Annotated in this window: 25 protein-coding genes; 20 read left to right on the top strand and 5 right to left on the bottom strand. The window is 39.0% G+C overall.

Going from position 1 to position 26,931, the window contains the following annotated elements:
* Positions 1–5 precede the first annotated feature (5 nt).
* The 3 genes from T498_RS16460 to nadE all read left to right on the top strand — a co-directional run bounded on the left by T498_RS16460 (position 6) and on the right by nadE (position 2,703).
* Positions 6–458: a hypothetical protein gene (locus tag T498_RS16460; protein ID WP_242839196.1), complete on the top strand. Its 453-nt coding sequence runs from the start codon at positions 6–8 to the stop codon at positions 456–458.
* A gap of 673 nt (positions 459–1,131) precedes the next feature.
* The gene (locus T498_RS0102020; protein WP_028234481.1) at positions 1,132–1,944 is read left to right on the top strand and encodes an NUDIX hydrolase; all 813 of its coding nucleotides are present in this window, start codon (positions 1,132–1,134) and stop codon (positions 1,942–1,944) included.
* 9 nt (positions 1,945–1,953) lie between these two features.
* Entirely contained in the window at positions 1,954–2,703 is a 750-nt protein-coding gene (nadE, locus tag T498_RS0102015) for an NAD(+) synthase (RefSeq protein WP_028234480.1), read from the top strand.
* 1 nt (position 2,704) lies between these two features.
* On the opposite strand, the gene T498_RS0102010 is transcribed toward nadE, so the two are convergent.
* Positions 2,705–3,472 carry a YlmH family RNA-binding protein gene (locus T498_RS0102010; protein ID WP_028234479.1) on the bottom strand — a complete coding sequence of 256 codons (768 nt, stop codon included), beginning with the start codon at positions 3,470–3,472 and terminating at the stop codon, positions 2,705–2,707.
* Between the two features lie 91 nt (positions 3,473–3,563).
* Between T498_RS0102010 and T498_RS0102005 the strand changes: the two genes are divergently transcribed.
* The 14 genes from T498_RS0102005 to T498_RS0101940 all read left to right on the top strand — a co-directional run bounded on the left by T498_RS0102005 (position 3,564) and on the right by T498_RS0101940 (position 20,620).
* Complete coding sequence (locus T498_RS0102005; RefSeq protein WP_036977662.1) at positions 3,564–4,202, top strand: HAD family hydrolase; 639 nt, start codon at positions 3,564–3,566, stop codon at positions 4,200–4,202.
* Positions 4,203–4,216: 14 nt separating this feature from the next.
* Positions 4,217–4,642, top strand: a complete 426-nt coding sequence (locus T498_RS16040) for a hypothetical protein (protein ID WP_051524535.1) — start codon at positions 4,217–4,219, stop codon at positions 4,640–4,642.
* Positions 4,643–4,674: 32 nt separating this feature from the next.
* Entirely contained in the window at positions 4,675–5,832 is a 1,158-nt protein-coding gene (locus T498_RS0101995) for an alanyl-tRNA editing protein (RefSeq protein WP_036977661.1), read from the top strand.
* Positions 5,833–5,911: 79 nt separating this feature from the next.
* Positions 5,912–6,649 (top strand): YARHG domain-containing protein, encoded by a 738-nt coding sequence (locus tag T498_RS0101990; protein ID WP_028234476.1) that lies wholly within the window; start codon positions 5,912–5,914, stop codon positions 6,647–6,649.
* Positions 6,650–6,852: 203 nt separating this feature from the next.
* A complete protein-coding gene (nadA, locus tag T498_RS0101985; RefSeq protein ID WP_028234475.1) occupies positions 6,853–7,758 on the top strand; it encodes a quinolinate synthase NadA in 906 nt (301 codons plus the stop codon).
* Between the two features lie 60 nt (positions 7,759–7,818).
* A complete protein-coding gene (locus T498_RS0101980) occupies positions 7,819–9,123 on the top strand; it encodes an L-aspartate oxidase (RefSeq protein WP_028234474.1) in 1,305 nt (434 codons plus the stop codon).
* On the top strand, positions 9,123–9,974 hold the full coding sequence (nadC, locus tag T498_RS0101975; RefSeq protein WP_028234473.1) for a carboxylating nicotinate-nucleotide diphosphorylase: 852 nt from the start codon (positions 9,123–9,125) through the stop codon (positions 9,972–9,974). The genes T498_RS0101980 and nadC overlap by 1 nt, the downstream gene beginning before the upstream one ends.
* Positions 9,975–9,985: 11 nt before the next feature.
* Positions 9,986–10,513 (top strand): transcription repressor NadR, encoded by a 528-nt coding sequence (locus T498_RS0101970; protein WP_028234472.1) that lies wholly within the window; start codon positions 9,986–9,988, stop codon positions 10,511–10,513.
* A gap of 13 nt (positions 10,514–10,526) precedes the next feature.
* Positions 10,527–11,201 carry a uracil-DNA glycosylase gene (ung, locus tag T498_RS0101965; RefSeq protein WP_028234471.1) on the top strand — a complete coding sequence of 225 codons (675 nt, stop codon included), beginning with the start codon at positions 10,527–10,529 and terminating at the stop codon, positions 11,199–11,201.
* Positions 11,202–11,323: 122 nt separating this feature from the next.
* A complete protein-coding gene (locus T498_RS16035; RefSeq protein ID WP_051524534.1) occupies positions 11,324–13,765 on the top strand; it encodes an ATP-binding protein in 2,442 nt (813 codons plus the stop codon).
* An 11-nt stretch (positions 13,766–13,776) separates the two neighbouring features.
* Entirely contained in the window at positions 13,777–14,550 is a 774-nt protein-coding gene (locus tag T498_RS0101955) for a response regulator (RefSeq protein ID WP_028234470.1), read from the top strand.
* Between the two features lie 143 nt (positions 14,551–14,693).
* On the top strand, positions 14,694–16,754 hold the full coding sequence (locus T498_RS0101950; protein ID WP_028234469.1) for a methyl-accepting chemotaxis protein: 2,061 nt from the start codon (positions 14,694–14,696) through the stop codon (positions 16,752–16,754).
* A 111-nt stretch (positions 16,755–16,865) separates the two neighbouring features.
* Positions 16,866–17,948: a metallophosphoesterase family protein gene (locus T498_RS0101945; protein WP_028234468.1), complete on the top strand. Its 1,083-nt coding sequence runs from the start codon at positions 16,866–16,868 to the stop codon at positions 17,946–17,948.
* Complete coding sequence (locus T498_RS0101940; protein ID WP_028234467.1) at positions 17,948–20,620, top strand: AAA family ATPase; 2,673 nt, start codon at positions 17,948–17,950, stop codon at positions 20,618–20,620. Before T498_RS0101945 ends, T498_RS0101940 begins: the two co-directional genes overlap by 1 nt.
* A 21-nt stretch (positions 20,621–20,641) precedes the next feature.
* Here the strand turns inward: T498_RS0101940 and T498_RS14545 are convergent, their stop codons facing one another.
* Genes T498_RS14545 through T498_RS0101925 form a run of 3 tightly spaced genes read right to left on the bottom strand, consistent with a single transcriptional unit; the run spans position 20,642 to position 23,589 of the window.
* Complete coding sequence (locus T498_RS14545; protein ID WP_036977660.1) at positions 20,642–20,905, bottom strand: hypothetical protein; 264 nt, start codon at positions 20,903–20,905, stop codon at positions 20,642–20,644.
* A 13-nt stretch (positions 20,906–20,918) separates the two neighbouring features.
* Positions 20,919–22,208: a UDP-N-acetylmuramoyl-L-alanine--D-glutamate ligase gene (gene murD / locus T498_RS0101930; RefSeq protein ID WP_028234466.1), complete on the bottom strand. Its 1,290-nt coding sequence runs from the start codon at positions 22,206–22,208 to the stop codon at positions 20,919–20,921.
* 1 nt (position 22,209) lies between these two features.
* A complete protein-coding gene (locus tag T498_RS0101925) occupies positions 22,210–23,589 on the bottom strand; it encodes a hypothetical protein (protein WP_051524533.1) in 1,380 nt (459 codons plus the stop codon).
* Between the two features lie 128 nt (positions 23,590–23,717).
* Between T498_RS0101925 and T498_RS0101920 the strand changes: the two genes are divergently transcribed.
* The gene (locus tag T498_RS0101920; protein ID WP_028234464.1) at positions 23,718–24,683 is read left to right on the top strand and encodes a helix-turn-helix transcriptional regulator; all 966 of its coding nucleotides are present in this window, start codon (positions 23,718–23,720) and stop codon (positions 24,681–24,683) included.
* A 16-nt stretch (positions 24,684–24,699) separates the two neighbouring features.
* A complete protein-coding gene (gene ymfI / locus T498_RS0101915) occupies positions 24,700–25,431 on the top strand; it encodes an elongation factor P 5-aminopentanone reductase (protein WP_028234463.1) in 732 nt (243 codons plus the stop codon).
* Here the strand turns inward: ymfI and T498_RS0101910 are convergent.
* On the bottom strand, positions 25,428–26,021 hold the full coding sequence (locus tag T498_RS0101910) for an Hpt domain-containing protein (RefSeq protein ID WP_028234462.1): 594 nt from the start codon (positions 26,019–26,021) through the stop codon (positions 25,428–25,430). The genes ymfI and T498_RS0101910 overlap by 4 nt on opposite strands.
* A 298-nt stretch (positions 26,022–26,319) precedes the next feature.
* Here T498_RS0101910 and hpf point away from each other — a divergent pair, with 298 nt between their 5' ends.
* On the top strand, positions 26,320–26,853 hold the full coding sequence (gene hpf, locus T498_RS0101905; protein WP_028234461.1) for a ribosome hibernation-promoting factor, HPF/YfiA family: 534 nt from the start codon (positions 26,320–26,322) through the stop codon (positions 26,851–26,853).
* The last annotated feature ends 78 nt before the right edge of the window (positions 26,854–26,931 follow it).

Genomic DNA, 26,931 nt, shown 5'->3' with positions numbered 1-26,931 from the left:
GTCTTATGGATACACAGATTCTAGATAGTCCGTTGTTACGGAAATCAAACAATTCGGGATTAGGTATATTCATTGGTGGGATTCTTATTTCAATACTGATAGTTTGTCTTGCCTTATATTATTCCGGAGATTATGATATGTTCTCTGAGGAGCCTCATATCACCGCTATCAAAAATGGTGCTCCTGAGGCATATCCAGATATAACTTATGGAGATGCCTTTGAAAGCTTTTTTTCAAATCCAGACTGGACTTACTTTGAAAGCGATAAAGGTAGAGATATTGTTGAATTTACCGGAGGCTGTATTTATGCGAATACTGAAGTGACTGCAACTATTCAATTTGAGGTGGATATGGATACGGGAAGGGCTGAAATTGTATACTTAGGTTTTAACGATGTTCCACAATCGCTTTTGATAGAATATGCACTCATATCAAAGGTATTTGAAGAATACAACTAGTGTTTATTCTAGTGTAAATAAATATGGTCTGTTGATTTAAAATGAAAAACTATTAACTAAAAACAGTTGGTATAGTGAATTTTTATAATACCTAAACTATGCATTAATAATCAAGCGTTTTCTATTATAATCGCAAGGATATTATAGTATTTTTGCGATTCTGGAGAACGCTATTTTTGTATAAATAATTAATCAAACTTGTTCTTTGGTACGTTGGCAATAGTTATAGGGTTTTTGACTTTGGCGCTGTATGCAGTCTTAGTAGAATACAGTGCGAGAGTATATTTGGTCGGTGGCACTGCTACTTACAAGTTCAAATTACAGCGGGGATGTGATTTTGAGAGAGAACACTGTAGTTTTTAAGTGATATAAGCATTATTTTGGAAAAAAACTCAAAGGACACTGTAATATAGAGTAAAAAAATACAGTACCGGCCCCAATTTTTAACATAATACTGTAATAATTATTATATAAATACAGTGCACAAGAGAATAAATGAAATTGTACTGTAAATTGGACGAGACGGTGACAGTGCTTTGATAAAATAATAAATGAATACTAATTATAAAAGCATTGACAAAATAAAAAACAGGTAGTAGTCTACTACTATGACTTCTTATGGGCTGCATAACGAAAAGCCTATAAGACCTTAAAGGTTCATTCGGAGGTGAATATGGAGTATAGAGACAAGAATGGGTTGACAGAGAAGGAATTCCTTGCTCAATATGACCCTGGCGATTATCCTAGACCTTCTGTCACAGTAGACATGATGGTGCTAGGCCCAAAGAAAGACTATTCAGGCCTAAAGATATTATTAGTAAAAAGAGGAGAGCATCCTTTTTACAATTGTTGGGCTCTTCCAGGCGGTTTTGTTCGCCCAGAAGAATCATGTTATGAGGCTGCTTCCAGAGAATTAAAAGAGGAGACTGGTTTAAAGCATGTTTTCCTTGAGCAGGTTTACACATTTTCAAAGCCAGATAGAGATCCAAGAACTCGAGTAATGAGCGTTGCTTATATGGCTCTTTCGCCAGTGGTTCCACGTGTTAAAGGTGGAGATGATGCCTTAGAGGCAGCTTGGTTCGATTTTGAATTTACCGATAATATGCTTCATATTTACAACGATGATATTGGTGTAAGCATTATCTATCAGCTTTCAACAAAGCGCTTCAGAAATGGAAATATCAAATACGGAAATCTTGTACCAACTCTTAAGACTAAGACAAGACTTGCATTTGATCATGTTGAGATCATTGTAGAGTCTATGATAAAGCTTAGAAGGGAAATCGAATATACGGATTTGCCTTTCAGTATGGCAAAAGAGGAATTTACTCTTCCGGACTTGCAGGCTATTTACGAACTATTGCTTGGTCACAAGCTATATAAAGCCAACTTCAGAATCATGGTTGCAGACCGTATCGAGGATGTAGGGGCCAAGGATAAATCTGTTATTGGTAAAAGAATGTCTGAATTATATCGACTAAAATAGGAGTGACTTATGAGAGAGTTTAATGTTGAGAAGCAAACAAAACAGCTTATAGAATACACAAGAGACTGGTTTAATAAATTTGGAGATAATACAAAGGCTATCATTGGTATTTCCGGAGGAAAGGATTCTTCTGTTACAGCGGCAGTCCTGAAGGAAGCTTTAGGCGCAGATAGAGTTCTTGGAATCATAATGCCAAATGGCACAATGAGCGATTTAGATGATGCCAAGCTTTTAGTTAATTTCCTTGGAATTCCAAATGAAATTGTTCCTATTACAGATTATTACAATGCAGCTATAGCTACATTTGAAAATGCATCTAGCATGGAGGTTACTTCGGATTTACGAATTAATCTTGCTCCAAGACTCCGTATGTCTACACTTTATGCAGCAGCTCAAGGCCAGGGCGTTACATCATTTGTTGTTAACACCTGCAATGCATCAGAGGATTATGTTGGATACTCAACAAAATACGGCGACGCAGCAGGCGATGTTTCATTACTTCAGGATTTCACAGTTACAGAAGTTTTACAGATAGGTGAATATCTTGGTTTGCCAAATGAGCTTGTACACAAGACACCATCTGATGGACTTTCTGGCATGTCTGACGAGGATAAGCTAGGCTTCACATATGCTCAGCTTGATGAATACATTTCTGGTAATAAAGAAGGTATTCCAGCTGATGTTATTGCTTCAATCGAGCGCAAGCATGTGGCTAACCTCCACAAGCTTCAGCTGATGCCAGCTTACAAGCGTAGCTAGTCTATCTACCAAAGACTTCCACAGTCAGGTTGAGCTTGCCCTTTCTAGACAGGCCACCTTCTGAGAGAAGATTAAATTTGCCAAAGCCCCGTACAGAGACAGTATCACCAGCCGCTAGCATTTTGTCGTTGTTTTCTACGATGTGCCCGTTGACTGAGACTTTCTTTTCTGTAAAGTAAGGAATCGTATCCTTGCGGCTCAGGTTATATACTTTTGCAATTACAGCATCTGCCCTAGGGGAAGCCACCTGAATGGTGATTTCCTTTAGGGCTGCTTTTTTGTATTCTTCTGGCAATTCAGAGTAGGAGCATTTCACACTGTTACGTCCTACAGAAACAAAATTCTCCAGCAAATAATCGGCAGTGGATTCATCTGCATACATATAAGCATCCATGCCATCTACAAAAATATCCCCGAATTTTTTGCGATCAATTCCAAGGCTCATAAGGCTGCCAAGATAATCACGATGTGTGTATTCCTTTGCAAACTTCTTGGCAAGAGGCTCTATTTTGATACATTTGATAGGAAAATCTACAATGTAACCTAAATCATCCTCGCTGCCGAAGCGGACCATTTTTCGCTCACAGTTTTCATATCCGCCGAATAAATCGAACTTAATAGGCGCAAAGCTCTTGTCCCTAGCAGCCTGAAATAGCACATCCTGCTGGCTAAGACTTAAGAAGTCGCTAAAGGTATATATATTGTTTTGATAGGCTCTGTTGGAAAGCTCTATTAATCTTTTGTATAAAAGCTGATCGTCATCTGTCATATTTAAAACCATCCTTTGATAAATCTCTATCAATTATACTGAAAATACGTTAAAATATCAGCTAGTTGGAATTAGAAAGATAGGAATAGTAATGAACAAAATTAGTACTGATGGAATAATATTTGACATGGATGGCACAATTTGGGACAACACACCTCTATTTGCTTCAAGCTGGGAGCGTGCTTGTAAGGATATGGGCTATTCCGTTAAATTTACACAGGATACTTTGAAAGGCCTCTTTGGCAAGACCATGACAGATATTGCTGATGCCTGCATTCCAGATGAAAATCCTGAAAAAAGATATGCCACATTAAAACTATGTGAAGAGTACGAAATGGATGATTTGGCTAAGAGTACAGAGAATACAACTTATCCAGGTCTTGAGGATACACTTAAATCTCTTAGCAAGCGTGTGAAGCTCTATATAGTAAGCAATTGCCAGTCCGGATATATCGAGACTTTTCTTGAGCGAAGCGGCCTGGGATACTTATTTACTGATTATATCTGTTATGGAGATAATGGCCTTGGCAAGGCCGATAATATCAAACTAATTGCGAAGAAGAATGACATAAAAACGCCTGTCTATATCGGAGACATTCAAGGTGATAAAGACGCTTGCGATGCAGCAGGAGTTGGTTTTATCTGGGCGGCATATGGATATGGCAACCAGGTTGATAGCTATGTGGCAAAGGTAGATGACATAACACAGCTTGCAGAAGTGATTGAATAGAAGGAGATAATGATATGGGATACGAGGTTAAAAAGATATTTGAAGATGTAGACTATCTAAGTAAGGTTCATACAAAAAAGGATTACGAAAAGCAGATGAATATGTTTAAAGAGAATAGATATAGTCTGCTTTCAGGAATCATAGATGCTGAAGATCCAAAAGCGGAGGCAGAAATATTCTGTGATGATGTGGCTAACGAGTTCAAGAAATTCGGCAAGGTTCGCGGTGGTGCTTTGATGAATCTTAATTATTTTATGATTTATTATGTGTTCCCTGCAATTCAGCTCACAGAGGAAGAGGAAAAAGCGATTCGTATATGCGATACCATAAAAGATGTATGGAACAGCAAGTTTAAGAGCAATATATCTTATACAAATTACGAGACTTTGATGGATGGTTTCCAGATGAAGATTTTTGGTATTCCAATTGGAAAAAACTAGTACCAGATAGATATTAATGAGAGTGATGGATTATGAAAACAGAAGCATTATTTGATACAAATGCATACCTAAAAGATTTTGTCGGCAAGGTAATATCTTGTGAGGAAGTGCAGAAGGAGCAGGAAAGATGCTACAAGGTAGTTCTAGACAAAACAGCATTTTTTCCAGAGCAGGGTGGACAGACAAGCGATATAGGAAAGCTTGATAACGCACAGGTTTTGGATGTTCAGATAGAAGATGATGTTATCTACCATTATTGTGCTTCTGGATTTTTGATTGGCGAGGAAGTTCACGGCAAAATTGATTGGAAGCATCGTTTTAATAACATGCAGCAGCACACAGGTGAGCATATTTTTACAGGAGTAGCTCATAACACTTATGGTGCAGATAATGTAGGATTTCATTTAAGTGATAACACGGTCACCTTGGATTTAAATATTGAGCTTAATCAAGAGCAGATAGATGCCATTGAAACAAAGGCAAATGAGATAATTGCTTCTGATGTGGCAGTAAAGGCCTACTATCCAAATCAGGAATTGCTAGGTGCAATCAACTATCGCAGTAAAAAGGAAATTGAAGGTGCTGTAAGGCTTGTTGAAATTGAGGGTGTTGATTTGTGCGCATGCTGTGCGCCTCATGTTAGTACCACAGGCCAGGTAGGGCTTCTTAAGGTAGTTTCTTTTGGCAAATATAAAGGCGGCACCAGAGTATATATTTTATGTGGAATGAGAGCCCTTGAGGATTACAACAGGCGACTTCAGCTTCTGGCTTCTTCATATCAGCTTTTGAACTGTAAAGAGGATGAGTTGCCAGAAAAAGTTTCAGGATTAATCGAAGATAATAAGCAGCTAAAATATCGTATAAGCGAAATAAAAGCTGGAATGCTTAATGATCAGATAGAGCGAATATTGCCAGATCTCACTGATGTAACAATTTTCATGGATGGTCTAGATGCAAAGACTATGCGGGAAGGCGTGAATACACTTGTAGAGCGCCATGATGGGTTGTGCGCTATTTTTTCAGGTGATGATGAGACGGGCTATGATTTCGTTATAGGCAGCAAAACAAGGGACTGCGCGGCTATTGCAACAGGTCTTAGAGAATTGCTTGGGGCCAAAGGCGGAGGCAGCAAGCAGATGGCACAAGGCAATGTTCAAGCTACTCGCAATGAAATTGAGCGAACATTGTAATAAATGTGTAACAATTTATTAAAAATATGTTATGATAAAAAAGTAATAAGCTAAGAAATAGATAGAAAAGGGATGAATAATGGGAAATATTTTGGATTTAATTGATGAAGCAAAGTATGAGCTTCGTAGAATTTTCAAAAAGAAAGGTGAAGACGGAGTTAAGCTTCCAGCTAATTTTAAGCGCTGGGCTATCGAACTTGGTATAGCTTTGGTTATTGGAATTTTTGCAGGTTGTATCACATATGGACTCCTTAATAAAGAGGACAAGAGTCTCAAGATTGCCAGTGAGGATACAGTAGCGATTGAGGATGAGAAGACAGCTGCAGCGGCAGATGGTGCATCACAGGAAGCTTCTGAAGAGCCAGAGGAAGATTTCTCAGATGTTGTTATTACAGTAGTTGATCCAAGCGGCTATGCCCCAGCGGTTGCCAACTGGTCTCAGGATGAGGTTAGTGCAGCAGTCAGTGAGCGCAGTAGCTATCTCGAGAAGAACAAGTATTGGACTGCTGTTGCATCATATTGGGAGAGCAAAGGCGTGACTGATAATGCTCGTTACTGCACATATCTTTTCGATACAGATAAAAAAGTCTACAGCGCATCAGATTTTAGCGGATTATCACCAGAAGTTATTCATATTGCCAAGAATGAAATCTATGCAAGACACGGCTATTCATTCAAGGATGTTCAGATATACAACTATTTCATGGGACAGGTTTGGTACACCCCAACTGTATTACCTGCAGATTTTTCCGAGGATACATTCTCAGAAACAGAAGTTAAGAATCTGGACTTAATAAACTCTTTAGATCCAATGTAAAAAATATAGACCTTTATCTCATATGCGAGATAAAGGTCATTTTTTTTATCCCAGAATGTGCGAGGGTGGGTCACCCTCCATAGTAATTATTAATGGTAACTTAGTTTACGTTACTGTCTTGTCACATGACTGAACATATGATATACTTGCTGTCAATTGAACTGACAAGACAGTTGACAAGTCGAAGTAAAAGGAGAAAAGTTATGACACTGGCAGAAGAGATTCAACAGTTGAAAAAAGAGAAGAATGCGGTGATTCTCGCACATTATTATGTGAATGATGAAGTACAGGCAATTGCTGACTATGTGGGGGATAGCTACTATCTGGCAAAGGTTGCTGTAGATTTAAAGGAAAGCACCATAGTGTTTGCAGGAGTTAGGTTTATGGGGGAATCTGCCAAGATTCTAAATCCAAAAAAGACAGTGTTGCTTCCAGATGCAAAAGCGGATTGTCCTATGGCTCATATGGCAGAGATAGAACGAATTGAGGAAGTAAGAAAAGAATATGATGATGTGGCTGTTGTATGCTATATCAATTCTACAGCAGAGCTAAAGATGCATTCTGATGTGTGTGTTACATCGGCAAATGCTATGAAGATTGTAAAGGCACTTCCAAATAAGAATATATTTTTCATCCCTGATGAAAATCTAGGACGTTACATTGCAAGTAAGGTTCCAGAAAAGAATTTCATATTCAACGATGGCTACTGCCATGTGCACAAGGCTGTAACAGTGGATATGTTAAAGAGAGCAAAGGAATCACATCCTGAAGCGGAAATCCTAATTCATCCAGAGTGTACCCTTGATGTGCTAGAGCTAGCTGATTACATCGGAAGCACATCAGGAATTATTGATTATGCTACTAAATCAGATAAAAAGGAATTTATTATTTCTACAGAATTAGGTGTCTTATATCAGCTCAAAAAGAATAATCCTGAAAAAGAATTTTACGCAGCTGGTTCAGTACAGATTTGTCCTAATATGAAGAAGGTAACACTTGAGAAGGTGAGAGATTGCCTGAGAGACACTACTGGTGTGGTAGAAGTCAGCGATGAGAAAAGGGAAAAGTCACTAGCGCCTCTTAAGAGAATGCTGGAGCTTGCAAAGTAATCTGACGTCACGATAAATGTGGCACTTCCCCAAAAAAGGGAAGCCTATAAGGAGAAAGAAATGGAAAAATATGATGTGGTTATTGTAGGTACAGGTGCAGCAGGATTGTTCTGTGCACTGAGCCTTCCAAAGGATAAAAAGATATTATGCATTTCTAAGGATGCGCTGGATGGCAGCGATAGCTTTTTGGCACAGGGCGGAATATGCATGCTTAGGGATGACGCTGATTATGAATCATATTTCGAGGATACCATGAGAGCAGGTCATTATGAGAATCGCAAAGAATCTGTAGAAATAATGATAAAGAGCTCGCAGGCAATCATAGCTGATTTGGAAAACTATGGGGTTGAGTTTGAGAAAAAGGATGGGCAATTCGTATTTACGAAGGAAGGTGCCCATTCCAATAATAGAATCTTGTTTCATGCAGATGTTACAGGCCGCGAAATAACAAGCAAGCTTTTAGCAAGAGCAATGGAACGAGACAACATCACTCTAAAGGCACATACAACAATGGTTGATTGGGTGTGCCAAAATAATACATGCTATGGCATTGTGGTAGCTGATATGGATGGCAAAACAACAGCCATCAAGGCTGATGTGACAGTGCTTGCCTGTGGCGGATTAGGCGGCGTATATCCTCATTCAACCAACTTTAGGCATATATCAGGCGATGCCCTTGCCCTTGCTATGTATCACAATGTAAAGCTTGAAAACTGCGATTATGTGCAGATTCATCCTACAACGCTTTTTACAAGACAAAATGGTAGAAGCTTTTTAATCTCAGAATCAGTGCGAGGAGAAGGTGCTGTATTAAGAGATAAAAATGGAGAAAGATTTGTAGATGAATTGCAGCCTAGAGATGTGGTTTCAAATGCAATTCTAAAGAAGATGAAGGAGCAAGGGACAGAACATGTCTGGCTTGATTTTTCACCAATTCCAGAGGATGAAATATTGAATCATTTTCCAAACATCTACAAGCATTGTGTGGAAGCTGGATTTGATCCTCTTAAGACATGGGTGCCAGTTGTTCCTGCACAGCATTATTTTATGGGTGGCATATATGTGGACCGTGATTCTAAAACCACAATGGAGCAGCTATACGCTGTAGGCGAAACAAGCTGTAATGGTGTCCATGGACGCAATAGACTTGCAAGCAATTCCCTGCTTGAAAGTCTTGTGTTTGCAAAGCGTGCTGCAAAGGATATAGCAGCACAAACTGAGTTTAAAGAGGCAGATGATTTTGATAATCTGGTAAACATGGATGGATACGAAGATCTTCCAAGCATTATGGAATACTACCATGCGATGGTGGTAGGAGAAATCAAAAAAGAAGCAAACCTTAGAGCAGAGAAGGAGGCAATATAATGAACGATATAACAATGAAGCTTAACGCAGATGAGCTTATCACAATGGCTCTTCGTGAAGATATTTCAAGTGAGGACGTTAGCACCAATGCAGTGATGCCAGAGGCAAAGGCTGGTGAGGTAGAGCTTATCTGTAAGCAGGATGGAATAATCTGCGGCATGGATGTATACGAGCGTGTATTTAAGATTCTTGACGATAGCACTGTAGTTGAAAAGTATGTTAAGGATGGGGATGAAGTGAAGAAAGGTCAGCTTATGGCAAAGGTAAAGGGGGATATTAGAGTTCTTTTATCTGGCGAGCGAGTTGCCCTCAATTATCTTCAAAGAATGAGCGGAATTGCCACCTACACACATGAGGTTGCCTCACTTCTTGAAGGAAGCAAGACAGTTCTTTTAGATACAAGAAAAACTACACCTAACATGAGAATCTTTGAAAAATATGCTGTAAAATGTGGTGGGGGACAAAACCATCGTTACAATCTTTCTGACGGGGTGCTTTTAAAGGATAATCATATAGGAGCAGCCGGCTCTATTACAAAGGCAATCCAAATGGCAAAGGAGTATGCTCCATTCGTAAGAAAAATTGAAATCGAGACAGAGACTCTTGAGCAGGTAAAGGAAGCTGCAGATGCAGGTGCTGATATTATTATGCTTGACAATATGGATGTTGCAACAATGCAGGAAGCTGTTAAAATAATAAATGGTCGTGCCAAAACAGAATGTTCTGGCAACGTAACAAAAGAAAATATTAAAAACATTATAGACAGTGGAGTGGATTATGTATCAAGCGGAGCGTTGACACATTCATCGCCAATACTTGATATATCAATGAAAAATCTTCACGCAGTATAACGGGGGTACCGATGGACGGAGCAACTAGACGTAACAAAATAATAGAGATAATTCGTAAAAGCGATAATCCGGTGTCTGGCGCTTCTCTGGCAAAGGAATTAGATGTGAGCCGACAGGTGATAGTGACAGATATTGCTTTAATAAGAGCAAATGGAGTGTCGGTAACATCCACAAATAGAGGTTATGTTATCGATTCTGGCAACAAATGCAAGCGCATTATCAAAAGCCGACACACAGACGAACAGATTTTAGATGAGCTTTTTACAATAGTAGATAATGGCGGCTGCGCCGAGAATATAATAATCAATCACAGATATTATAATCGCTTGGAGGCACCGCTAAATGTCAGCTCAAGACGTGCGGCAAAGGAATTTATGGATGCCATCGAATCTGGTAAATCAAAATCCCTAAGTTCAGCTACCAGCGGGTATCATTATCATGTCATCAGCGCAGATAGTGAGGATACACTGGATGTCATCGAAAATGAGCTAAAGGAGAAGGGGTACTGGCTACCACTTGATGATTGGATACTACAATAATTAGGAGAATAAAATGTCAGCAATTTCAAATGATTGGCTAGAGCCACTTACACCAGAATTTAAAAAGCCTTATTACAAGAGCCTATATGAAAATGTAAAAAAAGAATATCATGAGCATGCAGTCTATCCACCTGCAGATGATATATTTAATGCATTTGATTTCACACCACTTTCAGAGGTTAAGGTGGTAATTATAGGGCAGGACCCATATCATGAGCCAGGTCAGGCTCATGGTTTATGCTTTTCAGTAAAGCCAGGGGTAAAGACTCCACCATCTCTTGTAAATATTTATAAAGAGCTAAATGAAGATATGGGATGTTACATTCCAAATAACGGTTATCTGGAAAAGTGGGCTCGTCAGGGCGTGCTTATGCTCAACAATGTTCTGACTGTGCGTGCACACCAGGCTGCCAGTCATGCTGGCATGGGGTGGGAAAAGTTTACCGATGCTGTAATCGATATCTTAAATAAGCAGGACAGACCAATAGTATTTTTGCTGTGGGGCTCACCTGCTGCGAAAAAATGCGCAAAGCTCAACAATCCAAATCACTTGATTCTTCGAGCACCGCATCCATCACCTCTATCTGCATACAGAGGGTTTTTCGGATGCAAACATTTTAGTCAAACAAATAATTTTTTGCAGGAACATGGCCTTACTCCAATTGATTGGCAAATAGAAAATATTTAGGGGTTACACGGATTGTTCATCAAATGTTCAGACCAATAATCTTGTGGATTAGACAGGATTCATTTATATTTATATTAGGGGATTGGGCATTTGAAATGCCGTGTGTACATTGGAGAGTTGGCTTGAAAGCGTTAAGGAAATTCAGGAAAAGATTTTTTAGTCAAGATTTGCCTACGGATTTGGTATTATTCAACATTATTACTATTACGGGGTTTGTAGGCGGAATCGTTACAATTCCATTTAATGTTATTAACGGCATGTCAGGAGTTTTGACAGTCGCTATTTTGGTGTCTATTTTTATTGACGGTGTATGTATTTACATGGCCAATTATAAGAACCGGCTTAAAAACAGCACAATAGCAGTCTGCTTTGTGGTAGGAATAGGCCTTTTCCCTGTGATGTTTTTCGTTACTGGAGGCATTAACAGTGGAATGGTTTGCTGGTTCTCCATGGGAATTATCTTTATTTTCATGCTCTTAGAGGGGATGGATTTTCTGTTTATGCTTCTTACAGACGTGGCAATCATAATTGGATGCTACGCTATATCATATTATCATCCGGAGTATATTGTTGATCTTCATTCTAAAAAAAGCGTGTTCTTTGATGTTATCCAGTCATTGATGATTAGCGCTTTTGCAATTGGATCAATTATCAAATTCCAAAGAAGTGTTTACGACAGGCTTTACAAGCAGGCTGCAATCAATAACGATGATTTGCTGGAAAAGACTCTTCAGGCTAAGAGAGCAGAAAAGCAGGCTCAGACAGCTACAGAGGCAAAGAGTAATTTCCTTGCAAACATGTCTCACGAAATCAGAACTCCAATCAATACCATCATGGGTATGGATGAGATGATTCTTAGAGAGACATCGGAAAAAGTGGTAGAAGAATATGCGCTAGATATTAAGACGGCATCTCAGAATCTACTTTCGTTGATTAATGATATTCTTGATATCACAAAGATTGAATCAGGAAAAATGGGCATAGTTAAGGGCGAATATGATTTTATGAGCCTTATGCATGATGTTCTTAATAATGTAACCTTGCGAGCTAAGGAAAAGGGCTTGGAAATCAGGCTTAAGATATCAAACAATATTCCTTGCTACATGCTGGGGGATGATATAAGAATCAAGCAGGTCCTTACAAATGTAATTACTAACGCAGTAAAGTACACCCAGGAAGGACATATCGATATCACTGTCGATTGCATTAGAAGCTTTGGCAACTATGCAGATTTGACATTCTCAGTTCATGACACTGGAATCGGCATCAAGCCAGAGGATATCAAGCGTATGTTTGATTCCTTTGAAAGATTAGAGGTTAATCGAAACAGAAATATCGAAGGTGCAGGCCTTGGAATGACAATTACTCAGAATCTTCTTAAGATGATGGGAAGCACACTAAATGTTGAAAGCGTTTACGGTGAGGGCTCCACTTTTTCATTTACTATTTCTCAGGAAATAATTAATGATGAGCCTATTGGAGATTTCGAACAAAAGCTTAAACAGCTTTCATCAAATTATGAATACAGCACAAGCTTTGAAGCACCAAATGCAAGATTCTTGGTTGTTGACGATAATACAATGAACCGCAAGGTTTTTGTAGCCTTACTAAAGGATTCAAAGGTAAAAATCGACGAAGCAGACAGTGGTTCTCAGTGTCTACAGCTTATAAAGAATCAGCATTACGATATGATTTTCTTGGATCACATGATGCCTGGAATGGATGGTGTTGAGACTTTCAAAGCCATGGCTACATTAGAGGGCAACAAATGTCTTGGTACTCCGGTCATTGCTCTTACAGCAAATGCCATAGCAGGAGCTAAAGAGCGATATCTGACAATGGGCTTCCATGGATTTTTGGCAAAGCCGGTAGTTCCTTCTCAGCTTGAAAAAATGATTAGAGATTTTCTGCCGGAAAGCTTATTAGAGTATCATGAGCCTGATGCCAAGGACGAGGCTAGAAAAAACAGGACTAAAAAGATAGAACTGCCAGACATCGAAGGTGTGGATTGGGACTATGCATTGCTACATTTCCCAGATACTAACTTGGTATATCAGACAGCGATTGATTTTTATGAATCAATAGGGTTTGAAAGAGATGAAGTCTTAAGGTATTATAATAGTCTAGATGACTCTATTTTAGAGGATTATAGGATTAAGGTACACAGTATTAAGAGTATGTCCAACACAATCGGGGCGACAGCCTTGGGCGGCTTGGCAAAGCTCTGCGAATACGCAGCTCGAGACCATGATTTAGAACGAATCAAAGTGCTTACACCTATTTTCCTGGAAGAGCTTGATATAATGAGAGATAGATTGTCTGTTCTGGCATCTGATGTTGAAAAGCCTAAGATAGAAGATTTAGATGATTTATTTGGAATGCTTGAAATGCTTAAGATGGCAATCATGACACACGATTCAGAATCTGCTGATAACAATATGAAACAGATAATGGCCTTTTCTTATGAGGACGATATACAAGCAAGACTTGACCATTTGAATCAACATATCATCAATTTGGAAGAAGATGAGGCATTGGCCGATATAAACGAGTTACAAAGTTAAGGAGAATAACGATGCGTAAAATACTTATTGTAGGCGATTTTAGCAATAGCGATTCGCCATCGGATGTTAATTCATTTCTTGCACAGCATTTTCACACACAGCTGTGTACTAGTAGCGCCAAGATTATAAAGAGTATGTTAAAGCTCTACTCACCTGACTTGGTTTTGATGGATATAGATGATTTCGAAGCAGATCAGGCTGATATCTATGAAGCAATCAGCGAGTACAATAAGGATTTGCCGGTAATCACTTTTGGCCGCGAGCTTAAAAAGCAAATGTTTATATCATATTATTATTCAGGCCAGTGTAAGCATATTCCACAGCCTAGCAGAGAGATCATTATTCGTGAAATATGCAAAGAGTTTAGCATGAACGCAGATGCGATTCTCAATGCGGTAATAGAGACAGATAAGCGCCACATCATTGTTGTAGATGATAATCCTGTTCTCCTTAGAAATATGCGAAACATGCTTCAGGACAAATACAGAGTTACTCTTGCTACATCAGCAGCTCAATGCATGAAAGCAATGGGTACAGATAAGCCTGATTTAATCATCTTAGATTACGAGATGCCAGTTGTTGATGGCAAACAGACACTTGAGATGATCCGCGCTGAGGAGGATTACAAGGATGTGCCAGTTATTTTCCTTACAGGAATCGCTGATAAAGAGCATGTCGATGCAGTGCTTGATTTAAAGCCAGCAGGTTATTTTGTAAAGCCACCAATGCAGACTAAAATCATAAATGCTATAGAAAATATCTTTTTGAAACAATCAAATTCATAATGTAACTATTTAATACCCGTCTCTTAGGAGGCGGGTATTTTATATATATTGTTCATAGAATGATGTAGAATTTTCAACAAATATACACAGTTATAGATTAGAATTACCACATATGGGGAATATATAATTGTGGAGGGCATATTATGAATTTCAGAAAAATTGGAACTAAGATGCTGGTTATGATTTTGCCAATTCTTGTGCTTGCACAGGTCATATTGACAATTATCTCTGCAACATCAAGTGAAGCATTGGTAGATAGTAAGACCCAAGAGTCTATGAAGGCTGAGCTTAGAGCAAACAGTGCCGAGGTTAGCGGATATCTACAGGATGTAGAAACGCTTGCTGATGCTATCGCTGTGAGTGTTGCTTCTTCTTATACTTATACAAGCTGGGAAGACTATGAAAAAATGCTGACAGATATGATAGCAATGAATGACATTGTCTTAGGTTCCGGCTTGTGGTTTGAACCTTATGCTTATGACCCAGAGCAGGAATACTATGGTCCATATGTATATAAGGATGGCGGAAATGCCGTAACCACATGGGAATATAGCAATGCCAGCTACGATTATTTTACACAGGAATATTACACAAATGCTATGGGCAGCGATGAGGCAATGATTACTGATCCATATTACGATCCTACATCAGGTACTATCATGTCATCTTGCTCAACACCAATCGTTGTAAATGGTAAGAAGATTGGTTGTGTAACAGTTGATATAGAGCTTACAGCCATAACAGATATTATCGGAAATGTTAAGGTTGGTGAAACAGGTGTAGGAATTCTTACATCAGCTGATGGTCTGTTGATTGCTGGTTATGATGATGCAAAGGTTCAGGATGGAGCATATCTTACATCAGATGATAACGCATCAGTTGCTGCTATGATGAAGGATATCATTGCAAATGAAGGCGGAATCACAAGCTATAAAGAAGGTAAGACTACTAATAAAGTGTACTATGACACAATTGGACTTACAGGCTGGAAGCTTATGGTTTCAATTGACTCATACGAGCTTATGCAGCCAATTTATCTGTTAATCAACAGACTGATTGCTGTATGTATCGGTGCTATAGCTATCGCAATTGTTATTATTGTTATGGGAATTGGTGGAGTTGCTAAGACTATTAGAAAGGTTCAGGGATTTGCATCCAGATTAGCAGGTGGTGACTTCACGATAGATGAGCTTTCAGTTAAAGGCAAGGATGAGCTTGCAGTAATGTCTACATCATTAAATGAAATGTATGGCAACAACAAGGGCGTAATCCAAAGCATAGCAGATTATTCTGTAGAGATTAATGATGCAAGTAGCAGATTAAAGAATTCTGCAGAAGGGCTTAAGATTGAGTTTGATAAGATTGTAGATGTGATGACTGAAGTTAATTCTGATATGATGAATTCTTCAGCAGCAACTCAGCAGCTTTCAGCATCTGTAGATCAGGTAGCACAGTCTACAGACAATCTTAACGAAGAGACAAAGGGCAGCCTTGAGCTTGCTACCGATATTCAGAAGCGTGCAGCTGAAATCGGAAGAGATAGCCAGGAGGCATTTGATAAATCTCAGACATTACAGACCAAGTTTGAGACCAAGTTGGAAGAAAGTATTGCACAGTCTAAGGTTGTTGAAAATATCGGTGAAATGGCAAGCGTTATCGCTGATATTGCAGACCAGATTACATTGCTTTCACTTAATGCTTCAATCGAAGCAGCTAGAGCTGGTGAACAGGGCAAGGGCTTCGCAGTTGTTGCAACTGAAATTGGTAAGCTGGCAGGCCAGACATCTGATTCAGTTGAAAAGATTCAGGATACAATTTCTGGAATTCAGGAAGCATTCGAGGGATTGGCTACTAATGCTAAGTCACTCTTAGAATATGTTTCTACAACAGTTACACCAGATTACAAGAAATTTGTGGAGGTTGCAGAGAGATACGGACAGGATGCCGAATCTATCAAAGAGACATCAGAGCAGTTGTCACAGATGACTGATTCAATTCAGACAATCATGAATGAGGTAAAGGATGCAATCGCAAATATTGCTGAAGCAACACAGAATACAGCAGCCAACAGTGGAAATGTAATGGATTCTGTAGAAGGCCTTTCAGAAACAGTATTTGAGATTAATGGAATGTCTGATAAGCAGAATGATATTTCAGAGAACCTTACAGAAGTGGTTAATAGATTTAAATTATCACAGCAGTAGGGCAAAATTTAATAACCATCGATAAAAGGTGGGGCCATTTATGTTTTATCATAGGTGGTCTCATTTTTTTATTTATGATAGAATGTATCTAGAAATGCGGAGAGTATATGTATGAAGATAATTCATTGTGCAGACCTGCACTTAGATTCCAAAATGGAGAGCAATTTAGATAAAGAGCAAGCGAGCTTGCGTCGTATAGAGCTGGTAGAGACTTACGAGCGTATGGTGAAGTACGCCAAAGACAATGGCGTCAGGGCTATTTTGATAGCTGGCGATTTGTTTGATAAGTCACATATCAGAAAGGACGTTAAAAGACGTGTCGTAGAGCAGATTTTAGATGCACCAGAGATAGATTTCTATTATCTCAAGGGCAATCACGACAGATGCGATTTTATGGAAGAGGGAATAGATGACATTCCTTCTAATTTTCATATGTTTAATGCTGATGGATGGACTAGCTATGAGTGCGATGATGTGGTTATTACTGGTATGGAGCTCAACTCCTCAAATGTATCCACAATGGCGCAGCGCTTAGTTCTTGATTCAGCCAACACCAATATCGTAATGCTTCATGGTCAGCAGTCTGATTACGATGGCAAGGATGGCGCAGAAATCATTAACACTACATCCCTTAAGGGAAAGTTTATCGATTATCTGGCCCTTGGCCATGTTCATAAGTTTATCTTTGAGCCCCTGGATGATAGAGGTGTTTACTGCTATCCAGGATGTCTCGAGGGCCGTGGCTTTGATGAGACAGGGGATAAAGGCTTTATCCTTATGGACATAGAAAACGGCGAAATCACATCTGAATTCATACCATTTGCACTCAGAAGACTACACGAAATCAATGTGGAAGTTACAGCAGAAATGGATATGCAGGCAGTAGCAGCCAAGGCCAGAGAGCTTTTGCTTGATGTGGATGACCAGGATTTGGTAAAGTTTGTTCTCACTGGAGAAAGAGAATTAGACGACGAGCTGGATGTTATCAGGTTTGTTCGTATATTTGAAAATAAATATTTCTTTGTAAAATGCTATGACAGAACAAAGACATTAGTTGATTACGAAAGCTACAAATACGACAAGAGTCTTAAGGGCGAATTCGTTAGACTTGTTCAGTCACAGGATATGGACGAAGACGAGAAAGCAAAAATTATTGAAATTGGTATCAGAGCCATAATGGGGGAGGATATATAGTGAAGCTTATTTCGTGTTATATTGCCCATTTTGGCAAGATAAATGAATTTACATATAGTTTTGAAGATGGATTTAATCCTGTACTTCAGGAGAATGGCTGGGGAAAGACTACCTTTTCAGTCTTTATCAAGGCGATGTTCTACGGCCTTGAATACTCGCCAAACACTAAAAAGAAACTTCTGGAGCGCAACCACTATCTTCCATGGGATGGTAGCCTGTGCGGAGGTAACATTGTTTTTAGCACAAAAGATAAAACATATCGAATAGAGCGTACATTTGGCAGAACCGATAAAGATGATACATTTGCAATATATGATGCCAAGACAGGTTTTGCCAGCACAGATTACAGCGAAAACATAGGTGAAGAGCTGTTCAAGGTAGATAGAGATTCCTTCGAAAAGAGTGTCTATATTCCACAGCTTTCACTTGGTACAGCCATGACAGATTCCCTAAATGCTAAAATGGGAAATCTTGTTTCGGCGAGGGATGATATCAGCAATTTTGATGCTGCTTTAAAGAGTGTTAAGGAAGCCAAAGTTGAATACACTCGTAATAGTAAAATCAATCCAGGAAAGCTCTTTGGCACAAAGCTTGAGATAAACAAGTGTAAGGAAGAATACGAAAAGCTTCCAGCTACACTTGAGAGTGTGGATGCCATGAGCTGCCTAATCGAAGAAAAGCAGGATAACTTAGAGCAGCTGAATCAGGCCAAGGCAAAGCTTGCAGAAGAGATTCAGCTTCAGAGTAAGAAAGAGCAGGAGCTTGGCGCCTACAGGATTCACAAAGAAAATCTTATGGCGGAAGAGCAAAAGTTTGCTGAGCTTGAGGAATTCTTTAAGGCTGGAGTGCCTACAGATGACGAGCTTGTTCTTCTGGAACAGACAGAAAGAGATTTGGCTGTTCATGAGAGAGCTTACAAAGCTCTTGAAGAGGATGCTTCAAAGGAGCAGGCTGTTTTCCAGAAGCCATTCGAAAACAAATTGCCAGATGAATCAGAATTTGCAATCTGGAACAAAATGGCTGCAAATCTTTCTGATTTGCGAGCAAAGGCCGAGCATTCAAAACTGTCTGAGGAATCAACAAAACAGCTTACAGAATTAAAGTTTTTCTTTGATAAGTTGGAGCCTACAGATGAGCAGCTTGCTCACATAGAAAGACAGACCACCTTAATCACTGGCTTGGAAGCCCGCATCAGTCAAAGCAATGAAAGGCTTATCACCTTACGAGCTGAGCAGGAGGCTAATGAAAAGATTATTAAAAAGAATACCGGTGCTTTATGGTACATTTTAGGCGGCATTCTTTTGATAATATTTGTTCTTACCGGCGTTGTCTTTAGCAATTATATGGCCAGCACTGTTGGTAGAATCGTCGAGATTTCAAGCTTTGTGGCAATTGTGGTAGATTTGATACTGCTAATCATCGGCGGCAGACGTAGCCGCAAAAACAAGCTTAAGCAAAAGGCTGAGTATGCAGAACGCGTATCCGAGGAAGAGGATGCACTTGAGGTTAGCAAGATAGAGCTTAGAGAGCTTCAGGAGGAGTGTGAGGAATTCTTATCTCATTTCCTTCTTACAAGAGCTTCTACCATGCAGGAAAATGTTTATGAGATTCGTCGTAAGCTGGATCAGTATCGCCATCTTATTGATGAAGAGACATCTCGCCATCAGGAGGCAGAGGGCACACTTGATGAGCTGGCTGATTTACAGCTCGAGCTTTATACAAAGATTCAGCCATTTGCAAGTTGCTATGGAATCAATCTATATGAGATGGGCGGAGAATACGAATTCCTTGCCCAGTTAAAAAAGGATGCTGATAGATATTCTAAATATCTTGAGGAGCAGGAAGAAATCGCAAGTCATGTCAATTCAATTAAGACTATGTCTTCGGATATAGAAAATGTACTTGAGAAATACCCTGTAGATGCCACTTTAAGGCGAGCAGAGCGTATTCAGAGTATAGGCTTGAAAAAGCATGAGTACGAAGCTATCAAAGAGCGTATCACAGAGCTCAAAGAGGAAATAGCTAAGTTTGAAACTGAGTTTGATGTAAATGAGGATGTTCAGTCGGTAGACGATTTGCAGCAACAACAGGCGGTTCTTGATGAACAAATCATGAGCCTCAATAAGCAGCTTATCCAAGAAAAGGAAAATCTATCTCAGGCACTTGAAGAGGTAGAAAGACTTACAGATATTTCAGAGCAGCTTGAGCGTTTGGAGATAAAGGAAAAGGAATACAAAAAAGAGGCTGATATTCTTGCCAAGACAGAGGATTTCCTTAATCGAGCAAGAGAGAGCTTTCAGTCTAAGTATATGCAACCACTTCAAAATGGTTTGCATAAGTACCTAAGCCTTATCGATGGCCCAGAAGGGACTCAATCAGGCTATGCTATTGACGATTTCGAGCTGGATATGGATTTAAATATCAAGCTTTCGTATTCAGGTAGTACGAAGGGGGCTGAGTACTTGTCACAGGGTTATCAGGATTTGGTGGCATTATGTTCCCGTCTTGCACTTGTGGATGTGCTTTATCCTGAGGAAAAGCCAGTACTTATCCTTGATGACCCATTCACCAATCTTGATGACAAAAAAATAAAGGAGTCATTAAAACTCCTACATAAGATTGCTGACGAGCGTCAAACTATTTACTTTACATGTCATGACAGCAGAATATAAGGCAAAAGCCAGTAGCTTATGCTACTGGCTCTTTTTGTATTCTAAGTGTCCTTCTTTTACCCACTCGTGAATAATTTCTGTTTCAATTCCAAATTCCTCTGCAACCATCAATTCATTAACATTATAGTTGTTAAGGATGTATTCCTTTACCCTTGGGAAAAGTTCATTTTTCATGCATTCTCGACATTTGTCATATGGTGAATGATAAGCAATGCGACAGCCGCATTTTACACAACGACGCACTAATTGGTTTTCATCACCTAATGGGAATCTGGCTCTAGACATGTTGTACCCTCCACTATAATCCAATCTGTTCTTTGAAGAAATCTCCTCGCTGTTCAAAATTCTTGAAGTGACCATAGCTTGCAGCAGCTGGTGAAAGAATTACCGCTGTACCCTTGCTGGCATTGGATTTAACAAAAGTACATGCATCAGCAAGTTCTTCAATATAGTGAACTTTATTAAGGAACTCTTCACTTGCAGTTGCTTGTAATTTTTCTAAAATGACCTTGCCACTATCATACATTAAGATGATGTGCTCAAGTCTTGTAGTTGGTAAAAACTCAACTAGCGGATCATAATCGATTCCTCTATCCATACCACCAAGAAGAATTGTGCCTGCATTTGGAATAGCACGAATAGCGCTGATTGCAGATTCCACAGTGGTTGAGATTGAATCATCATAGTAATCAATATTATCCTTTTGACCAATAAACTGAAGGCGATGAGCAAGTGTTTTAAAGCTTGCCAAGGCCTTGATGAAATCTTCATCGGAAATATCGTATCTGCGACATACATCATAAACAAAGGCACAGTTGAATAAGTTGTGAGTACCTCTGAGTGTAACGTCAGGTATTTCTTCAAATGAATTAAATGGCAAATCAGCTGATTTCACTTTGATAACAGCAGCCTTACATTCTCCAGGTGTTGGAAGGAATTCCGGGTTGCAGAACAAGAAATCGCAGTAGCCTTGATTTCTGTAAATGTTCTTTTTGGCATTCCAGTATTTCTCAACAGTGCCGTAGTGATCCAAGTGATCCTCGTAAAGGTTTAGAAGGATAGCCTTGGATGGAGAATAGTGAGCATATTCAAGCTGGTGGCAAGAAAGCTCGAAAACGATAATTGTACGTGGATGAATCTGCTCTGTAATATCGAAAATAGGAAGACCAATATTTCCACCGAACAATACATCCTTACCACAAGTTTTTAGTATGTGATATAAAAGGGATGATGTTGTAGATTTACCCTTTGTTCCAGTGATACCGATTGTTTGAGCACCGTAAACCATAAGGAATAAATCGGCCTGACATGTGATATGACATTTGTAATCGTTGATGTCCTTTGGAAGAACAATGCCAGGGCTCTTTAGTACTACATCATAATCATCTAAGCAATCAAGGTAGTTGGCGCCAGTGATAACATTGTGTGTAGCTGTTAAATCAGAGCTTACAGCATTAGCATCAGCTATATCAAGACATTCATAACCACCTACTGAAGAAATAAGACGAAAGCTTGATTGGCCTTCACGTCCAAAACCTAAAATTAATACCTTTTTATCTTTTACAAGATTTCTAATTGTTTCTTTCATTTTACTTTAGTGCGTCCTTAATTATTTTTTCGAAATATTCGTTTAAGCCATGCTCTTTAGAATACTGATTAATGATTCCATTGAATGAGGATTCGCTTGTTTGATTTGTGTTCTTGTAATGCTCAAGAAGAACAGGAAGTGCAATGCCTGCCTCATCATATTTTTTGATTGATTCAACAATTGAAGCATTAACCTCATCACGGCTACCAACACATTCAAATGGCTTTTCTGGAAGAATGCCGCAAAGTTTGTCAAAATCTTCCATGAGACTCTCATCCTCGAACAGTCTTTTTCCAAATATATTGTCTAATTCATCCAAAGAAAGGAATGGTGACAAAATGATGTAAACGAATAAGCACTTAGGGCAATGTCCACACCAGATATCCTGCTTGCTTCCTACGTTGCAGCTTTTAAAGATGCTGTGGTATTTTTTGAACTTAGAAAATAGCATAGCAATCTGTAGCTCAGCCAGGGGTCTAAGGAAGCTGAAATAGTAAACACCACTTCCAATAAATGAACGCTCGTAGTATCTGAAATCCTCTTCGAATTCATAGCTCTTTGAGTACTGGTGATTTACATAGCTATCGGCAACGGTCGATTCGTTGGCGCTTGATTCGTTTGAAAGTGCTACAAATGAAAGGCCGTTTAGGTAGCCTGCTATGATGCTTGAAAAAGCAACGAGAGCTGAAAAAGGAGTGTGTCCATTTAAGAAGCCCTTAGCATTTAAATCCAGCATATTTTTATCTAGTGTACGTGATGCGTAGATTGTGTTATCTGTCAGCTCTGCCACTTCAACAGTTGCATCAGTTGCACCGCGAGAGTTGATAACGTAGCAGTTTACATCTGCATTCTTTTTTAATAACTCGATAGAAACTACAGAATCCTTGCCGCCCCCAACTGGAACCATGACAGAAGGCTTTTGAACAGAGCCTAAATCAAAGCTTGTATTAAACTTTGGAGGATTGCTTGCTTTTTCTGATGAGCAATTAATTGTCATGAATGCATCGTTGTTTTCCTGGATGCCATTTGTGTAATAAAACTCACCGAGACCACCCCAGTAAAGCTTTTTCCACCAGCTGATTTGATCAGGCGTTAAAGCGCGGTCTTTTATGATAACTGTAGGTGGGCATGCTATTTTCCAATAGCTGATAAGCTCAACCATTCCAAGGGAAAATACCATTTCATCGATTAAGGAGTCATCCATATTTTCAATGGGATGAATAATTGGAATATTCCAGGTTGGATGGAATTCAGAAAGACCATCAATAGAAAAATCGTAAGTTACAGCAATGCCTTTATTAGTTAAATCGTAAGAATAACCTTGATATGTGAAGGTCGGATAATCGATTCTGCATTGTTTATAAAAATCTTGTCTGCTCATATAATTCCTTTTAAATGTCTAATATTTCTTTTATAATAAAAGATAGATTTTGTGGGGAAAATCAATGTTTACCCACAAGAATTATATCATAAAAAAGTCTAATTTAAATAGTCCTGTAAGGAGAGTATATGCCACACGTTGGAGGCCAGAAATACAAAATACTAAATGAATATCAGATTCTTATGAATGAAAGCGACGAGAATCATCAGATAAATGCCATTGAAATGACAAGACGCCTTGAGGCTAAAGGGATTCCGGCAGAGCGAAAAACGGTCTATAAAGATATGGATACCATGATTGAAGCTGGGATTGATGTGGTCAAAGGAGATAAGGGCTACTACATCGCAAGCCGCACTTTTGAGCTTGCGGAGCTAAAGCTTCTTGTGGATGCAGTTGGTGCATCAAAGTTTATATCTCAGAAAAAAACTAACGAACTTGTGGATAAAATCACAAGTCTTGCCGGTATAGACGATGCAAAGCAATTAAGCCGTCAGGTGGTAGTGCCAGAAAAGAAATCCTCAGGAAATGAGAGGATTTTTTATACAATCGATGTTATTTACCAATGCCTGGATAATAATAAAAAGATGTCATTTAAATATCAGGAATGGACCCTTACCAAAGAGATGAAGCCAAGACATGGCGGAAGGGTGTATGTGGTAAGCCCTGCATTTCTTTTGAGAAATGATGAAAACTATTATCTGGTTGCATTTGATGAAGATAGCAACGAAATTAGACATTATCGTGTGGATAAGATGATTTCTGCGGAGATGATGGATGAAAATCGAGCTGGAGAAGATGTAATCGCAAAGCTCAATCCTCGTGAATATGCTCTGCAGCACATAAGCATGTTTGCTGGGCAAGAGCGCATCATTACCATCAGGTTTGCTAAACATTTAATAGGCGTAGTGCTTGATAAATTCGGCACAGAAATAGACATTCGCCAAGATGGAGAAAGCCATGTCAAAGCCCGTATATCAGTGGCTATATCACCTCAGCTTTACGGGTGGCTTACCGGCATAGGCGCGACCATCTGTTTTCCTGATGATGAAGCGGAAAAATTTAAACAATACTTGAAATCAATACTTGAGTCCTAAAGAAAGGTTTATAGATATGAAAAAAACAGCAATTATCACTGGAGCAAGCCGCGGGATAGGAAAGGGAATTGCCGGTGTTTTGGCGTCAGAGGGCTACCATTTAGCCTTGTTTTGCCATAGAAATATAGACACACTTAATGAGTTTGCAGCTGAGCTTAGGGACCAGTACAAAATCGAAGTGTACACCTATTGTGGAGATATTTCTGATAGCGGTTTTACTATACCTGCCTGTGAGGATGCCATAGATAAGCTTGGCCATGTAGACGTATTGGTTAATAATGCTGGTATTGCATACATCGGCCTTTTGACAGATATGTCTTTGGAACAGTGGGATGATATGGTTGGAACCAATCTTTCTCCGCTATTTTATACAGCAAAGGTTGTTGTTCCTAATATGGTATCAAGAGGTTCGGGCAATATTATCAACATTAGCTCTATGTGGGGCACAGTTGGAGCTAGCTGCGAAGTGGCATACTCTGCCACAAAGGGAGCTGTCAATTCCTTTACAAAAGCTCTGGGAAAGGAGCTTGCACCTAGCAACATATCTGTAAATGCCATCGCCTGTGGTGTTGTGGATACAGATATGAATAGCATGCTTTCAGAGGATGAGAAAAATGAATTATCCGAAGAAATTCCAGCTGGAAGATTCTGCACGCCTGAAGAAATTGGAAAAACTGTTTTAAGTATAATAAAAGCCCCATCGTATATGACGGGGCAGATTATCGGGGTTGATGGTGGATACATTTAAACCATAAGGATTTTATCTATTTCATCCCACTCCAATCTGTGGAAGTGATTTGTGATTTCATCAATCTGGGATTTGTGACTCTTAGGGATTTGGTAGGTGTTTAGCTCGTCCAGTATCATTTCTACTGCGCCATAATCCATTGAGGGACACACTTCTCTAAGTGCATCAAAAGCCTGATCAAGCTCATCGTCAGAGATGGGCTTTTTTTCTGCCTTAAGGCGCTGTTTTTCGGAAATATAGTTTTCTAATTTGCCTTTGTAGCTTCTAAGTAAAGTAAGAAGCTCGTCTAGATTGGCATTGATATAATCTGTGTTGTAAGATTTGCCGGCCATTTCTAACGCCAAGGCTTCAGAAGATAATTCCTTTGCACCAATCATCCTTGCGGATGTTTTTAAAGCGTGTACTTTTATTGTAAATAAAGAAATATCGCCCTTTGAATAGGAATCCTCAAGGATAGAAGCATTGTAATCTATATCATTATAAAAAGACTCAAGAAACTTATCAAAGTCCTTGAGGCTGCCACAATACTTTAGACCATCCATAAGCGATATTCCATCAACTTTAGAAAGCTCTATCTTATTAATATTCATACTAAATCCCACCTCAACTTGCATTTACTCTACTACCTAAAATGGAAAAATTCAACAACTTTTTTGGCCCCAGAACTGTAAAAATGGTGGAAAGTAAGGGGATTGGGGGATTTTAGCATACTTCCGTTGTGTATACAATTAATAAATATTTAATAAAGATTTCAGATAAAAACCTTGTGAAACGATGTCACAATTGGTATAATTTGAACATGAAAAACTTCCTAGCAAATACAAAATTAGTGATAGTCACTAATCTGCTCTATAGTTTTTCAAATACATCGCAAAGGTGGTAGACATCATGAAAACAACAATCACAGGAAAGAATATCGAATTAACACAGGGATTAAAGGACGCAGTGGAGGAGCGTTTCAAAAAATTAGACAAATATTTTAATAAGGATACAGAAGCAATCATTACATTAGACGTTGAGAAAGGACGTCAAAAAATAGAAGTTACTATTCCTATGAAGGGTTCTTACTTAAGAGCTGAGGAAACAACAAGCGATATGTACGCTTCAATCGAAGCTGTTACTAATACATTAGAGGCACAGTTAAAGAAACACAGAAACAAGATTATCGACAAAAAGCAGTCTGATTCAAGAACAATTTTTGCACAGGATTTCATTGAGGAAAAGGTAGATGAAGAGGAAAAAATCCAAATCATCCGTAAAAAGACTTTTGATATGAAGCCAATGTATGCTGAGGATGCATGCCTTGAAATGGAAATGTTAGGACATGACTTCTTCATGTTTAGAAATGCAGACACAGACGAAATCAATGTTGTATACAAGAGAAAGAATGGAGCATATGGTTTAATTGAGCCTGAGTTCTAAATCTTTAATTTAATACAAGGAATCATCAAGGATTTTTAACCTCCTGCTGATATAATCACCTTAAAGGGCGATTATTTG

This window comes from Pseudobutyrivibrio sp. MD2005 (genome assembly GCF_000621865.1).
In the GTDB taxonomy this organism is placed as follows: Bacteria; Bacillota; Clostridia; order Lachnospirales; family Lachnospiraceae; genus Pseudobutyrivibrio.
Note: the sequence above shows the minus strand (reverse complement) of the source record. Positions and strands in the feature narration are given on the sequence as shown.

Coding starts and splice junctions, on each gene's coding strand:
- nadC (WP_028234473.1), top strand. CDS start 9,123: ATGAACGATATAACAATGAAGCTTAACGCAGATGAGCTTATCACAATG.
- T498_RS0101950 (WP_028234469.1), top strand. CDS start 14,694: ATGAATTTCAGAAAAATTGGAACTAAGATGCTGGTTATGATTTTGCCA.
- T498_RS16460 (WP_242839196.1), top strand. CDS start 6: ATGGATACACAGATTCTAGATAGTCCGTTGTTACGGAAATCAAACAAT.
- T498_RS16040 (WP_051524535.1), top strand. CDS start 4,217: ATGGGATACGAGGTTAAAAAGATATTTGAAGATGTAGACTATCTAAGT.
- T498_RS0101995 (WP_036977661.1), top strand. CDS start 4,675: ATGAAAACAGAAGCATTATTTGATACAAATGCATACCTAAAAGATTTT.
- T498_RS0101920 (WP_028234464.1), top strand. CDS start 23,718: ATGCCACACGTTGGAGGCCAGAAATACAAAATACTAAATGAATATCAG.
- T498_RS0101970 (WP_028234472.1), top strand. CDS start 9,986: ATGGACGGAGCAACTAGACGTAACAAAATAATAGAGATAATTCGTAAA.
- ymfI (WP_028234463.1), top strand. CDS start 24,700: ATGAAAAAAACAGCAATTATCACTGGAGCAAGCCGCGGGATAGGAAAG.
- T498_RS0101980 (WP_028234474.1), top strand. CDS start 7,819: ATGGAAAAATATGATGTGGTTATTGTAGGTACAGGTGCAGCAGGATTG.
- T498_RS0101955 (WP_028234470.1), top strand. CDS start 13,777: ATGCGTAAAATACTTATTGTAGGCGATTTTAGCAATAGCGATTCGCCA.
- T498_RS0102005 (WP_036977662.1), top strand. CDS start 3,564: ATGAACAAAATTAGTACTGATGGAATAATATTTGACATGGATGGCACA.
- T498_RS0102020 (WP_028234481.1), top strand. CDS start 1,132: ATGGAGTATAGAGACAAGAATGGGTTGACAGAGAAGGAATTCCTTGCT.
- T498_RS0101990 (WP_028234476.1), top strand. CDS start 5,912: ATGGGAAATATTTTGGATTTAATTGATGAAGCAAAGTATGAGCTTCGT.
- T498_RS14545 (WP_036977660.1), bottom strand. CDS start 20,905: ATGTCTAGAGCCAGATTCCCATTAGGTGATGAAAACCAATTAGTGCGT.
- T498_RS0101945 (WP_028234468.1), top strand. CDS start 16,866: ATGAAGATAATTCATTGTGCAGACCTGCACTTAGATTCCAAAATGGAG.
- murD (WP_028234466.1), bottom strand. CDS start 22,208: ATGAAAGAAACAATTAGAAATCTTGTAAAAGATAAAAAGGTATTAATT.
- nadA (WP_028234475.1), top strand. CDS start 6,853: ATGACACTGGCAGAAGAGATTCAACAGTTGAAAAAAGAGAAGAATGCG.
- T498_RS0101910 (WP_028234462.1), bottom strand. CDS start 26,021: ATGAATATTAATAAGATAGAGCTTTCTAAAGTTGATGGAATATCGCTT.
- T498_RS0102010 (WP_028234479.1), bottom strand. CDS start 3,472: ATGACAGATGACGATCAGCTTTTATACAAAAGATTAATAGAGCTTTCC.
- nadE (WP_028234480.1), top strand. CDS start 1,954: ATGAGAGAGTTTAATGTTGAGAAGCAAACAAAACAGCTTATAGAATAC.
- ung (WP_028234471.1), top strand. CDS start 10,527: ATGTCAGCAATTTCAAATGATTGGCTAGAGCCACTTACACCAGAATTT.
- hpf (WP_028234461.1), top strand. CDS start 26,320: ATGAAAACAACAATCACAGGAAAGAATATCGAATTAACACAGGGATTA.
- T498_RS0101925 (WP_051524533.1), bottom strand. CDS start 23,589: ATGAGCAGACAAGATTTTTATAAACAATGCAGAATCGATTATCCGACC.